Origin of the sequence: Candidatus Thiodiazotropha sp. CDECU1 (genome assembly GCF_963455295.1) — a bacterium.
Taxonomy (GTDB): domain Bacteria; phylum Pseudomonadota; class Gammaproteobacteria; order Chromatiales; family Chromatiaceae; genus Thiodiazotropha.
The window spans coordinates 4,092,887-4,106,070 of the sequence record NZ_OY734020.1 but is presented as its reverse complement, the minus strand read 5'-3'; the positions used below and the strand labels follow the sequence as shown (position 1 = coordinate 4,106,070).

At 54.2% G+C, this 13,184-nt stretch carries 13 protein-coding genes; 3 read left to right on the top strand and 10 right to left on the bottom strand.

Annotated elements, in window-relative coordinates; genetic code table 11:
• Window positions 1–120: 120 nt before the first annotated feature.
• From R2K28_RS18770 to R2K28_RS18735, 8 genes are all read right to left on the bottom strand, one after another.
• Window positions 121–1,539, bottom strand: a complete 1,419-nt coding sequence (locus R2K28_RS18770; protein WP_316366890.1) for a DUF3426 domain-containing protein — start codon at window positions 1,537–1,539, stop codon at window positions 121–123.
• A 119-nt stretch (window positions 1,540–1,658) separates the two neighbouring features.
• On the bottom strand, window positions 1,659–2,534 hold the full coding sequence (gene prmA / locus R2K28_RS18765) for a 50S ribosomal protein L11 methyltransferase (protein ID WP_316366889.1): 876 nt from the start codon (window positions 2,532–2,534) through the stop codon (window positions 1,659–1,661).
• Between the two features lie 82 nt (window positions 2,535–2,616).
• Window positions 2,617–3,957 carry an acetyl-CoA carboxylase biotin carboxylase subunit gene (gene accC / locus R2K28_RS18760; protein ID WP_316366887.1) on the bottom strand — a complete coding sequence of 447 codons (1,341 nt, stop codon included), beginning with the start codon at window positions 3,955–3,957 and terminating at the stop codon, window positions 2,617–2,619.
• 8 nt (window positions 3,958–3,965) lie between these two features.
• The gene (accB, locus tag R2K28_RS18755; protein ID WP_316366885.1) at window positions 3,966–4,439 is read right to left on the bottom strand and encodes an acetyl-CoA carboxylase biotin carboxyl carrier protein; all 474 of its coding nucleotides are present in this window, start codon (window positions 4,437–4,439) and stop codon (window positions 3,966–3,968) included.
• A gap of 19 nt (window positions 4,440–4,458) precedes the next feature.
• Window positions 4,459–4,899, bottom strand: a complete 441-nt coding sequence (aroQ, locus tag R2K28_RS18750) for a type II 3-dehydroquinate dehydratase (protein ID WP_116445078.1) — start codon at window positions 4,897–4,899, stop codon at window positions 4,459–4,461.
• A gap of 168 nt (window positions 4,900–5,067) precedes the next feature.
• Window positions 5,068–7,377, bottom strand: coding sequence for a protein-disulfide reductase DsbD (locus tag R2K28_RS18745; RefSeq protein ID WP_316366883.1), 2,310 nt, complete (start codon window positions 7,375–7,377; stop codon window positions 5,068–5,070).
• Entirely contained in the window at window positions 7,362–7,685 is a 324-nt protein-coding gene (cutA, locus tag R2K28_RS18740; RefSeq protein WP_316366882.1) for a divalent-cation tolerance protein CutA, read from the bottom strand. Before cutA ends, R2K28_RS18745 begins: the two co-directional genes overlap by 16 nt.
• A gap of 136 nt (window positions 7,686–7,821) precedes the next feature.
• Entirely contained in the window at window positions 7,822–8,664 is an 843-nt protein-coding gene (locus R2K28_RS18735; protein ID WP_316366881.1) for a CsgG/HfaB family protein, read from the bottom strand.
• Between the two features lie 245 nt (window positions 8,665–8,909).
• Here R2K28_RS18735 and R2K28_RS18730 point away from each other — a divergent pair, with 245 nt between their 5' ends.
• The gene (locus R2K28_RS18730) at window positions 8,910–9,365 is read left to right on the top strand and encodes an FxsA family protein (protein ID WP_116445081.1); all 456 of its coding nucleotides are present in this window, start codon (window positions 8,910–8,912) and stop codon (window positions 9,363–9,365) included.
• A 107-nt stretch (window positions 9,366–9,472) separates the two neighbouring features.
• Here the strand turns inward: R2K28_RS18730 and ppk2 are convergent, their stop codons facing one another.
• Both ppk2 and R2K28_RS18720 read right to left on the bottom strand, forming a co-directional pair.
• The gene (gene ppk2, locus R2K28_RS18725) at window positions 9,473–10,291 is read right to left on the bottom strand and encodes a polyphosphate kinase 2 (protein ID WP_316366880.1); all 819 of its coding nucleotides are present in this window, start codon (window positions 10,289–10,291) and stop codon (window positions 9,473–9,475) included.
• Between the two features lie 72 nt (window positions 10,292–10,363).
• Window positions 10,364–10,792 (bottom strand): FKBP-type peptidyl-prolyl cis-trans isomerase, encoded by a 429-nt coding sequence (locus tag R2K28_RS18720; RefSeq protein ID WP_316366878.1) that lies wholly within the window; start codon window positions 10,790–10,792, stop codon window positions 10,364–10,366.
• 235 nt (window positions 10,793–11,027) lie between these two features.
• Here R2K28_RS18720 and R2K28_RS18715 point away from each other — a divergent pair, with 235 nt between their 5' ends.
• Both R2K28_RS18715 and groL read left to right on the top strand, forming a co-directional pair.
• Window positions 11,028–11,318 (top strand): co-chaperone GroES, encoded by a 291-nt coding sequence (locus tag R2K28_RS18715; RefSeq protein WP_316366876.1) that lies wholly within the window; start codon window positions 11,028–11,030, stop codon window positions 11,316–11,318.
• Between the two features lie 77 nt (window positions 11,319–11,395).
• Window positions 11,396–13,039, top strand: coding sequence for a chaperonin GroEL (gene groL / locus R2K28_RS18710; RefSeq protein WP_316366874.1), 1,644 nt, complete (start codon window positions 11,396–11,398; stop codon window positions 13,037–13,039).
• The last annotated feature ends 145 nt before the right edge of the window (window positions 13,040–13,184 follow it).

Below are 13,184 nucleotides of genomic sequence, written 5' to 3'. Positions count from 1 at the left end.
TTTAGTATCAGTAGGAGCTTAACCGCAGATAATAATAAAGGTGTACATGGATATACGTATTTACTAGCAACAGTAGCATGCAATGTCGTGTTGATCTGTTCTGCTTGCAGGTTGCTTCAATTATAGAAAATCGAACTTGAAGCCTGTGACATCATTGCCCGGGTCCAGTAGTTCGAGTTCTATCTGCACGGCCTTTAATTTCGGCATCATCTGTTGTGATTGGTATTGCTCGCCCTTGTACTGATCGGGATGGAAGGTACGTCTTGCTAATATTTTTCCCATATCATTGTAGAGGCTTAACTGCAATTTTGGGAAAGGTTGTTGGAAGGCTGCGGCATTCACCATCTCAAGTTTGAGAGAGAGGATCTCTTCCTTTTCAGGGTGAGCGGTCAGGGCCCTTTCACTGATGATTATCTGTTCGGTATCCCGGCGCAGGGGGACCTCACAACCGGTGAGGCTGCAGACACCCTGAAGCAGCTGCCTTCCGGCATCGTGGGTGATGAGATTGTCCCGTAAATACCAGGTAATCTGCCCACTTAGGGGCAACAGCAGGAGTAATGAGCCGACAATCCAGTAACGCCGGGATCGACTGGGTTGGGGTCGCTCATACTCCTCCTCAAAGGTGAAACGACTCTCCTCATCCAGCGGATCCTGGGATTGGAAAGGCTCTTCAACGGTCGGGATAGAGTCCTCCTCCAGTGGGGTGAACTCCGATGATGACTCGTGATCTGACTCACCCTCTGTGTCTGTGGTTACATCTGCAGCAAGTGGATCATTGTCTATTGGTATAGATCCGTCTGTGACTAGCGGCTCTTCGTCTGTTGATATGGATCCATCTGTGGTTAGTGGCTCTTGGTCTGTTGGTATAGATTCATCTGTAGCAAGTAGCTCTTCATCTGAGGGTATCGATGCATCTGTAGTCTGAGACTCCTCGTCTAATCGGATCGGTCTATATTCAGCATCAGTCTTCTGGTCATGGTTTTCGAGGGCTATGACATCTGCTAACTGTTCGTCTGCACCCTTCTCTTCGAGTAGCAGAGAGGTAGAGTCTTTATCGAGGAGTTCGGACATCTGCGACTCAGTACCGGCAGCAAAATACTCAGGTTCCGTCTCGAGCCCGTCGTCCTGTTCAAGAATAAACTGGTTTTGGCTATCGAAATCTGAGCTATTCTCATCCACTTCCAGGATCGATTCTTCACTCAATTGTTGGATACGGGGCTCTTCGTCAGCCAAGGCATCGAGGGATTTCACCACTTCACTGTCACTAACCAAGCTGGATTCAATTGCGAGTCCATCAGCGTCTGCCCCGCCTTCCCTTGTTTGTGCCGTAGTGGCGGAAGAGATCCCATTCTGTTCGGTTGTTGATGATCCTTCCTGGATCTGGTCGTCGTTGGTAAAGGGGGTGGGGGATTCCATAAGCTTATGCAGCGCATTGAATACGTTGTTGCATTGGCAGCAGCGTACTTTTCCGTCAGCAACCTTGAGCTGCTCCGGTGTGATGCGGAACATGGTCAGACAGTGTTGGCACTGGGTAAACATCTGGCAGATTTCTTTCTATCTATACTTCAAGTGAGCGTAGTTTTCGACACCTCTACGTTAGACCGAAGCCAAACCGCAGGCAAGCCCTTTATGGAAAATTGGGGCTGGCTGTAAATGTTTTAGATGACAGCGCCACTCAGCAGTAGCCAATCCTGCTGCTGTTTAGGCCTCTCCATGGCTGCGAATGATTGGTAGACTGGCAGAACCGCCGGTTGCTGTTCGGCGAGAATGCCCGAGAGGGCGAAACATCCGCCGGGTCGGATTAGGCGCGCGAACTCTGGGGCCAGCTGGATCAGTGGAGCAGCGAGAATGTTTGCAACCAACAGGTCATACTGCCTTTGGGGCAGCTCATCAGGCAGGCAGGTGGTGAGGTTGCTGGAAACCCCGTTCTTCTCCGCATTGTCTCTACTCGCAATCAAGGCCTGTGGATCATGGTCGAGAGCCACGGCTGAGGCTGCCCCGAGTTTCAAGGCGGCGATGGCGAGGATACCGGAGCCACAGCCGTAGTCGATGATGGACTTTCCCTGCAACGCTTGAGCATCCAACCATTCCAGGCAGAGTGCGGTGGTGGGATGGGTGCCCGTACCGAAGGCCAGTCCGGGATCGAGCTGAATGACGATAGCATCCTGCTGTTGGATCGATTCACCTGCCGGACAGACCCACAATCGCTGCCCGAACGGCATGGGCTTGAAGTGATCCAGCCAGACCCGTTCCCAGATCCTGTCTTCGATGCGTTCCCAGCGTAATCTTGCTACCAGTTCGGGATCGAGGAAGGAGACAAGGGCATTGCGTAGGTCTACCGGGTCCTGATCTCCCTGGAACAGCGCGGTGACCTGGGTATGCAGCCATAACTGGGTCGAATCCGGTGGCGTTTCCAACAGGGGTTGATCACCTGCATCACCCAGGGTAACGGAGAGGGCGCCGAGGTTTTCAAATACCAGCTCCAATAAAGGGGCCTCGGTTTCGCTACAGTCGATAGAAAGATGCAACCACATTGCTTCGAGTTTTGAGTTTTTAGTTATAAGTTTGGTGAGAGATGCCTTCTCAACTCAAAACTCATAACTCAAAACTCTTCAGCTATAGTCCTAGTTTCTTTTCCAGGTAGTGGATGTTGGCGCCGCCTTCCTTGAAGGCAGCGTCACGCATGATGTCCAGATGCAGTGGTATATTTGTCTTGATACCGGTGATAACCATCTCCTGCAGAGCGATTCGCATCCTGGCAATGGCAGATTCACGGCTCTCTCCATGGGTGACCAGCTTACCGATCATGGAGTCGTAATAGGGTGGTACTTTGTAGCCGTTATAGATATGGGTATCGACCCGCACCCCTGGGCCACCCGGGGTGTGGAGTTGGCTGATGGTACCTGGACTGGGGAGAAAATTTTCTGGATCCTCCGCATTGATTCTGCACTCCACGGCATGGCCTTGCAGTTTGATCTCGTCCTGTTTGTAGCTGAGGGGCTCCCCGGCAGCGATGAAAATCTGCTGTTTAACGATGTCGACGCCGGTGATCAGTTCGGTGACCGGATGTTCCACCTGTACCCGGGTGTTCATCTCAATGAAGTAGAATTCGCCGTCCTCGTAGAGAAATTCGAAAGTGCCGGCGCCCCGATAGCCGATCTGGCGGCAGGCTTCGGCGCATCTTTCACCGACCTCTTCGCGTTGCTGTTCCGTGATGCCTGGTGCCGGCGCCTCTTCCACCACCTTTTGATGGCGGCGTTGCATGGAACAGTCACGCTCCCCCAGGTGAATCGCATTGCCATGGGTGTCGGACAGGACCTGAAACTCGACGTGGCGTGGATTACCGAGGAACTTTTCCATATACACTGTGCCGTTGCCGAACGCGGCTTCGGCTTCGGCCTTGGTCATGGCCACTGCGTTCAGCAAGGTTGCTTCCGAATGCACCACCCGCATGCCTCTGCCACCACCACCGCCGGCGGCCTTGATGATGACCGGGTAACCGATTTCGTTCGCCACCTCTCTGGTGCGTTTGGCATTGTTGTCCAAGGGGCCGTTTGAGCCAGGCACCGTTGGTACCTTTGCCTTGCGCATGGCGTCGATGGCCGCCACTTTATCGCCCATGGTGCGGATTGTGTCCGCCTTGGGTCCGATAAAGATGAATCCACTGTTTTCCACCCGCTCTGCGAAGTCGGCATTCTCCGAAAGAAAACCATATCCGGGGTGTATGGCAACTGAGTCGGTCACCTCGGCGGCGCTGATGATAGCCGGTACGTTCAGATAGCTTTCACTCGAGGGGGCAGGGCCAATACATACCGATTCGTCGGCGAGCAATACATGCTTCAGGTCACGATCAGCCTCTGAGTGTACAGCGACTGTCTTGATACCGAGTTCTTTACAGGCGCGCAGGATGCGCAAGGCTATCTCACCACGATTGGCGATTACGATCTTGTCTATCATGGTTTCACTCAATCAATGATGAATAGCGGTTCGTTGTATTCGACGGGCTGACCGTTTTCAACCAGTATTTTTTTCACGGTACCTGCCTTGTCGGACTCTATCTGGTTGAGAATCTTCATCGCTTCGATGATACACAGGGTGTCACCGACCGCGACTGCCTGGCCCTCCTCAACAAAGGGTTTGCTGCCGGGAGAGGGGGATCGGTAGAAGGTGCCCACCATGGGTGAGTTTACGCTGTGCCCCTGCATCTCCTCAGCGGCTGCCTGTGGTTCAGGTGATACAGCTCCTGCGGCGGTGGCTGCAGGTGCTACAGGCGTCGGGACCGCAGCTGCCTGAGGCTGCATGTTTGGGATGGCTATGCTTGTGGGTATGGAGCTTTGACGGCTTATTCTGACCGACTCCTCTCCTTCATGAATTTCGATCTCCGCGACGTCCGACTCCTCAAGTAGTTCAATCAGTTTTTTTACTTTGCGAATATCCATGTTGACCTGTCTCTTAGAATTATTTGTTGAGCCGCGTGATGGCGGCTTGCAAGGCAAGCTCATAACCCTGTGCACCCAGGCCGGTGATGACACCTTCGGCCTTGTCAGAGAAATAGGAGTGTTTACGAAATTCCTCCCTGGCGTGCACATTGGAGAGATGAACCTCTATGTAGGGTATGTCTGTTCCCAGTAACGCATCCCTCAGCGCTAGGCTGGTGTGAGTGAATGCTGCCGGATTGATGATGATGAAACAGACATCCGATTGGTTTGCCTGATGTATCCATGTCAGGAGTTCGTGTTCCGCATTGCTTTGACGGAAGTCGATATCGAACCCCGACTCTCTGCCGCTGTTTTGCAGGCGTTGGCGAATGGCGTCAAGCGTCTCATGACCATAGTGGTCGGGTTCCCGGGTGCCAAGCAGATTCAGATTTGGGCCGTTGAGTACCAGGATGGTTGCCATTTTCCAATATTCCAGAGCAGAGAAATCCGCGTATATCCCCGCTGCTTATATTTCTGATGCTGATCCCTACAACAGGGATCCAGGGGGGTGTTGATGAATCGTTAGATTCTGCAAGATCAGCGCGATTTTGTCCAGTTTCAATGCAGTACATGCCATGATCGTCGCATATTACTGTATGGCCCTGGACGCGTGCTGAGTGAATTCCTGGGCGGGTTTGAAACCTACAAGGCGATAGTTCCTGCGTTCCTGCCCGTCACTGCCGTAAAAAATGATGGCTGGTGGGCCGGGTAGTCCGAAATGCCCTTGCAGCAAGGCCTGGTCGATGTCGTCATTGGCGGTGACATCGGCCTGTAACAGATGCGTATTGGCGAGTGTCTTGATCACCTGGGGATCGGAAAAGGTATATTTCTCCATCTCTTTGCAGGAGACGCACCAGTCGGCGTAGAAGTCGAGCATCACGGGCCTTCCCTGACTGCTGGCAAAAGCGACCTCACGCTGCAGATCATCGATGCTTTTGATCCGCTTGAATTGCAGTTCCTGATGCCCCTGAGCGCCACCAGCACCGCCGGCAATGGCAATCCCGCGCAGTGGCTGAAGGGTATCCTTGCCGCCAGATGCGGCACCGACCAGCATCAGTGTGCCGTAGACCAGAAATACGAAACCGAGTCCTTTCCAGAGCTTCTGCCAACCGCTGGCCTCGATCTCCAAGTGACGCAGGGCCCCCATATAGATTGCCGAGACAATGAACAGTATGCCCCACAGCAACATTGCGACCTCGGCGGGGATGATGCGTTCAAGCATGACGATGGCGACAGCCAGCAGGGCGACACCGAACACGGCCTTGACCGCATCCATCCAACTGCCAGCCCGTGGCAGCAGCTTACCGGCGGATGTGCCGATTGCGATCAACGGTGCCCCCATACCCATGCTGAGGGCAAACAGGGCCAGGCCTCCCAGCATGGCGTCGCCGGTCTGGCCGATATAGATGAGTGCCCCTGCCAACGGCGGTGCGACACAGGGGCCGACTATCAGGGCGGAGAGAAAGCCCATGATGGCGACGCCGGTGAGGGAGCCGCCCTGTTGTTTGTTACTGATATCAGACAGACGACTCTGCAGGCTGCTGGGAAGCTGCAGATCGTAGAAGCCAAACATCGACAGGGCCAGTAAGACGAAAACCAGGGCAAAGCTGCTGAGGATCCATGGGTTCTGAAAATAGGCTTGCAGATTTTCGCCGAACAGTCCGGCCAGGACCCCGGCGACGGTGTAGGTGACCGCCATCGCCAACACATAGACCAAGGATAGCGTGAAGGCCTTTCGGGTGGTGATCTTATCCCCATGGCCGGCGATGATGCCGGAGAGGATGGGGATCATCGGAAAGATACAGGGGGTGAATGCCAGGCCCAGACCGAGGAGAAAAAAGAGACTGATGATGAGTAGGGTTGAACCGCCTTTTAGGGTTTCTGTAATCTCGTCCAGTTCGGATATCGGCTCATCGGAAGATTCGGCCGGTAGCACAGTAACCGCGGCTTGCGTGGTATCGCTTGCCTGGGCCGCTGAGATGGCTGGCAGTGCCAGGGTGAACTGCTTGTTTATCGGCGGATAGCATACGCTAATCTCAGCACACCCTTGATAGCCGGCTTTCAGCGTGAAATCTTGCGCATCGGTAGTGCTTCTGAGCAGGGGGACCAGAAGGTCGATCTCATTGTGGTATACGGCAACATCGCCGATGCTTCCATCGGGTCTTACCGTGTCCTGCTTGATTTCCGGTTCAGGCAGGGTGATCTGGCCCAGAGCGATGGCCTGATCCTCAGCTGCGGAAAGAACAATCTTGTCGTGATAGAGATAGGTCCCATCGGCGATACTCCAGTAGAGACGGAGGTGGGTCCCGTCCTCCACTGTGACCGAGAGTTTGTAGGCTTCCTCGGGATCCAGCAGCTCATCTTCAACACTGTTGTCAAACAGGGGTGGTGGGGTTGAATCCGCGATATTGAGCAGAGGTTCTCCAACCGCCTCGATGCCATTGGCAGCGACCATCGGTTCCAGTGCCAGGCGTATCTCCTGTAGGTGGGGTGGAAAGCAGATGCCCTGATCGGCACAGCCCTGTGAGCGCGCCTTTACCAGCAGGGTCTCCTGGGACCCCTGCATGCGTCGTATTGGGATCTCCGCAATGGCTTTATTCCGGTAGACGGCTACCTCGCCGAAGAATTCGTCGTTTTTTATCTTGGCTTTCGATAGTTTCGGTTCGCCGATTTCGATACCGATGGTGTCGCTGTCGAAATGGATCTTATCGCGATACATGTAGTAGCCATCCGCGATGCGCCATTCAACGACCAGTTTTTCCGTACCGTCCGTGCGGCCGGAGATCTGGAAGGCCTGGTCGGGCATCAACAGCTCTTCTTCGTCCCAGACCGCTGGGCTCAGGCTGGAGACAGCCAGCAGTGCCAGGAACATCATCATCAAATCTATTCTTTTGTGCATCTCTCCACCCAGTCGAGGTAATCATCCAGCCCCTGTTCTACAGGGACTGCGATGATTTCCGGAAGTTCATAGGGATGTTGTGCCCGGAGCAAGGCTTCCACACGTTGATATTGTTTTTCTACACTCTTGATCAGCAGCAGAATCTCATCGGACTGTTCCAACTGTCCTTGCCAGCGGTAGACAGATGTGACCGGCGAAGTGAGATTGACGCATGCGGCCAGTCCCTGATCCAGCAAAGCTTTGGCGAGCTTAAGCCCTGTCTCCCTATCGGGTACGGTACAGAGAATCAAGAGGAGTGGTGTTGGCATTGGCGGAAAATACACTATCCACATGCAACTGGCAAAATGGGAATGGCCTGGTGTGGTTCTGACTCGGCAATGAAAAAGGCGGCCTGGGGCCGCCTTTTAGGATCAAGCCTCTGTGTCAGTCAGAGGCAGGCCTGGCTTATTCGCCGACTTTCAGGCGTCCGCCCTTGCCCAGACCGCCCTTGACCGTCTGTGCCTTGTAGTTTCTCAGGGCCTTTACCATGTGATTGAATGAATCGGCGAAGGCAGCAGTGATCACCTTGCCTTCCGGTGTTTTGGTGAAACCACCAGCACCGCCAAAGGCGCCGCCGCCGAAGAGGCCGCCAAACAGGTTGTAGTCAAAATTCTTCGCGTTACCCACCGAGGAAGAGATCTGGACGCCAGAGCGGTTGTCTATCAGCAACAGGGTGGTAGCGGCCTCGTTGGACTTCATTCCACCTGCCAGCGCACCGGCAACAGATCCGAATAGACCGCCGACAATGCCCTTCACTCCGCCGGTACCCTTTTCAGAGAACTGAATGCTTGGATTCATGGTGTAGTCGGCAGCAACCATCTGGCCCTTGCCGAAATTGCTGCCTTGACGCATCTCGCCAGACTGCATCAGGGCCCGCTCCTGCATCATATTATTCATCGCCCTGCCGCGTTCAACGACGACGAAGCAGTTGGACTGCTGGATCATGGTGCGCAGCACCGGGACAGTGGTGCCCAGTGAAGGGTAGCGGTGCCTGTAGGTGGCCCACCAAGGCGCGGATTGGTCTTCAACCACGGCCAGTGTGCCGAGTGTCTCATCGCAGCTCTCCAGGGCGCTGTTGGCGCCTTCCGAAGTTTCACCGCTGGCAGCGCCAGTGACCGTGTTCCCGGATGACCCCCCCATCTTTGGCATGGTGGCCTCACAGCCACTCAGGCCGATGAAGGCGGCTGCAATCACCGCTGCCAGGGCGGTAAAGCCAGGTGTTCTTCGTAGATTGGTTGATGGTTTCATTTTTTCACTTTCCCTTAAATGAACAAACAATAAATATAGATGAGAGTTGCGTAATTGCACTCTGGTTTTATTATTTCGTCAAGTTTGATAAGAACATGAATTATTTTTGAAATCAATTACCGCCATGCTGCGGGCTCCATATCGATTAAATCCTTGTGCGTAGCAGCAATGGCTGGGGGCAGGGGCGATCCAAGCATGGTTTGAGAGCCTTGTATGGGCCGGGAGCCCGGCGTAAGCTCTCCGCTATGAATCCTCTGCTGTTGTTTTTGCTGTTATTTGTCGGTGTCCCCCTGGTGGAGCTCTACTTTCTTATAAAGGTCGGTTCCCAGATCGGCGCTTTTCCGACAATTTTCCTCACCATCTTCACTGCACTGCTGGGGGGGTGGATGGTGCGCGCCCAGGGATTTTCCACCTTCTCCAGAGTGCGTGGATCGATGGATCGCGGAGAGGTGCCGGCCTTTGAGATGATGGAGGGGGCGGTATTGCTTGTGTGTGGTTTTCTCCTGCTGCTCCCGGGATTTATAACGGATGTGGTGGGTTTCGTGTTTCTGGTTCCCCCCCTCCGGCGATGGTTGCTTGCCCTTGGGTTGCAGCAAGGGGGTGTTATGGGGCCGGTGGCATCATCCCGGGATGAATCGAACAGAAGTCAGGAGAGGCGGGTCATCGAGGGGGAATTTGAACGCGAGGAGGATAAAAAATAACCAGCGAATGGCACTGAACCGGTCCCCTGCAAACTCCCGCTATTTGGCTTAAGTGCCGACTGGGCACGTCATCCCGGCGTAAGCCGGGACTCATTTTGATGCAAGGTTTAAGGATAGATTTCCGGTACGAATGTCTGGTCGGTGATCGGCGGCCTTATGTAACCGGTATCGGGGGCGCGGTGAGGCAGCTCGATGGGTTCAGGGGTCAGATCCTCATAGGGGATCAAGCTTAATAGATGGGCGATACAGTTGAGTCGGGCATGTTTCTTGATATCTGAGTTGACCACATACCAGGGTGCCTGCTTGATGTCGGTGTGGGCAAACATCTCATCCTTCGCCTTTGAATACTCCAGCCAGCGGGAGCGGGATTCCAGATCCATGGGGCTTAGTTTCCAGCGCTTGTGCGGCTCTTCCAGCCTGCTCTGAAACCTTCGCTCCTGCTCCTCATCTGAGACGGAGAACCAGTATTTGATCAGGATGATGCCGGAGCGCACCAGCATACGCTCGAACTCTGGGCATGAGCGTAAGAACTCCTGGTACTCCTCCTGGGTGCAGAATCCCATCACCTTCTCGACACCGGCCCGGTTATACCAGCTGCGGTCGAACAGGAGCATCTCGCCGGCAGCGGGTAGATGGGGTACATAGCGTTGAAAGTACCATTGGGTCTGTTCCCTTTCCGTGGGGGCTGGGAGGGCTACAACACGGCAGATGCGTGGGTTCAGGTGTTGGTTGATACGCTTTATCACCCCCCCTTTACCGGCGGCATCCCGCCCCTCGAAGATGACAACCACCTTCAAACCCTTGTATTTGATCCATTCCTGTAGTTTGACAAGCTCAAGCTGCAGCTTGAACAACTCCTCTTCATAGACTTTGCTATTGATTTTTTTCGGCTTTTTTTTGCTTGCTTCTTTTTTTACTTCAGCCATTGCAGCCTCCCGGTCTCACGCTCATTTTTTAGTCAGTGAATCGCGTTGGTCTCGCGTGTCAAGCCTGTATGATTATACGATTTCTAGCAACTCCAGGTCGAAATTCAATGCCTCGCCTGCCAATGGGTGGTTACCGTCTATGGTCGCTTCCTTGTCTGACAGGTCGGTAACAACCACGTTGAAATGTTCGCCGTTCGGGCTCTGCGCCTGAAGATGCATGCCTACCTCGAGATTCAGGTCATCGGGAAAGTGTTCCCGGGGAACCTTTTCAATCAGGGCGTCGTTACGTTGCCCATAGGCCTCGTCAGCGGGGATGTGAATCTTCTTCTGATCGCCGACTTGCATACCCTCCACGCCGGACTCGAATCCGGGGATAACCGCTTTTTCGCCAAGGGTGAATTCGAAGGGTTCTCGATCTACCGATGAATCGAATTGGGTTCCGTCATCCAGTGTGCCGGTGTAGTGAATACGCACAGTATCCCCCTGTTTGGCTTGACTCATGATTGGCCTCTTATTGTTCAGATGTAGTGTAAATGGGTAATTATCACATAGATTCAGTGCGTCGTGATGGGTGGTTTCCATTTATATTGAAAAAATCTTATTGGGCAGTCTTGACTAACGGCTTTTTCCCTCTATTATTAGCACTCAGTTCTGGCGAGTGCTAACAGCCTTGCCTGGGAATGAAGAACCCAATATCGATTTTCAGAAAAAACCATTTATTGAGGAGAATCAGTCGATGAATATTCGTCCGCTGCACGATCGCGTGATCGTTCGTCGTAAGGAAGAGGAGCGCACCAGCCCGGGCGGCATTGTGCTCCCAGATGCAGCCACCGAGAAACCCGTCCTCGGTGAGGTGCTCGCTGTCGGCAACGGAAAGGTCACCGATAAAGGTGAGGCTCGGCCGTTGGATGTCAAGGTCGGAGATAGTGTGCTGTTTGGCAAATACTCCGGCACTGAAGTGAAGTTGGGTGGTGAGGAAGTCCTCGTCATGCGTGAAGAAGACATCATGGGTGTGATCGAAGACTAAATCCTGGCCTTTAGATCACAGAACCATACAGGTTAAACCTGGTGAAGATTCTCAACATTTACCCAAGGAATTAAGACATGAGTGCAAAAGAAGTACAATTTGGTGATGACGCCCGTCAACGTATGATCAAGGGCGTCAATGTTTTGGCCAACGCTGTGAAGGTCACCCTTGGCCCCAAAGGCCGAAACGTGGTGCTGGAGAAGAGTTTCGGCGCCCCGACCGTGACCAAGGACGGTGTCTCCGTGGCCAAGGAGATCGAACTCTCCGACAAATTTGAAAATATGGGTGCGCAGATGGTGAAAGAGGTCTCCTCCCAGACCTCGGATGTGGCCGGTGACGGTACCACCACCGCAACCGTATTGGCTCAGGCCATGGTGCGCGAAGGCCTGAAGGCTGTCGCTGCCGGCATGAACCCGATGGACCTCAAGCGTGGCATCGACAAGGCTGTTTTGGCCGCTGTAGAAGAGCTGAAAACGGTCTCCCGCCCCTGCTCCGATGACAAGGAGATCGCCCAGGTCGGTACCATCTCCGCAAACTCCGATGCGGATATCGGCGACATCATCGCCGAGGCGATGCAGAAGGTGGGTAAAGAGGGTGTGATCACCGTTGAAGAGGGTTCCGCCCTGCAGAATGAACTGGATGTGGTTGAAGGTATGCAGTTCGACCGCGGCTACCTCTCTCCCTATTTCGTGACCAATCAGCAGAATCAGTCGGCCGAGCTGGAGGATCCCTATATCCTGCTGCATGACAAGAAGGTCTCGAATATCCGCGATCTCCTGCCGGTGCTCGAAGGTGTAGCCAAAGCGGGTAAGCCCCTGTTGATCATTGCCGAGGACGTGGAGGGTGAAGCCCTGGCCACCCTGGTGGTGAATAACCTGCGTGGTATCGTCAAGGTGACAGCGGTCAAGGCCCCTGGATTCGGCGATCGGCGCAAGGCCATGCTGCAGGATATCGCGATCCTCACCGGTGGCACCGTGATCTCGGAAGAGGTCGGTCTCTCCCTTGAGAAGGCCACCCTGGACGATCTGGGTAACGCCAAAAAGGTGACCATATCCAAAGAGGAGACCACCATAATCGATGGTGCCGGCGTAGAGGGTGATATCAAGGCCCGGGTCGAGCAGATCCGTGCCCAGATCGAGGAGACCTCCTCCGATTACGATCGTGAAAAGCTGCAGGAGCGTGTGGCCAAGCTGGCTGGCGGTGTGGCGGTAATCAAGGTTGGTGCGGCCACTGAGGTCGAGATGAAAGAGAAGAAAGCACGGGTCGAGGATGCGCTGCATGCTACCCGTGCTGCTGTTGAAGAAGGCATTGTGCCCGGCGGCGGTGTCGCACTGGTGCGCGCCCTGCAGGCGATTGAGAAACTGACCGGTGAAAATCACGACCAGGATGTGGGGATTGCGATTGCCTGCCGCTCCATGGAAGAACCATTGCGTCAGATCGTGGCCAATGCGGGTGGTGAGCCCTCAGTTGTGCTCGACAAGGTACGCGGTGGCGACGGCAACTTTGGTTTCAATGCCAGCAATGATGAGTATGGCGATATGATGGAGATGGGTATCCTTGATCCCACCAAGGTGACCCGTTATGCATTGCAGAATGCCTCCTCCGTGGCCGGCTTGATGGTCACCACCGAGTGCATGGTGGCCGAGGAGCCGAAGGATGAAGCCGCGGCCCCGCCGATGGGTGACATGGGCGGCATGGGCGGCATGGGCGGCATGATGTAATTCACGCTCCCAGGTTTTAGACCCACAAAAAGCCCCGTGCCTCAAAGGCACGGGGCTTTTTTCATTCTGTGAGGTAAATATTTTTTTGTGAATGCCGCTACTGACTACGATTTGGAACCATATTTATTCACGGAAATCATCATCA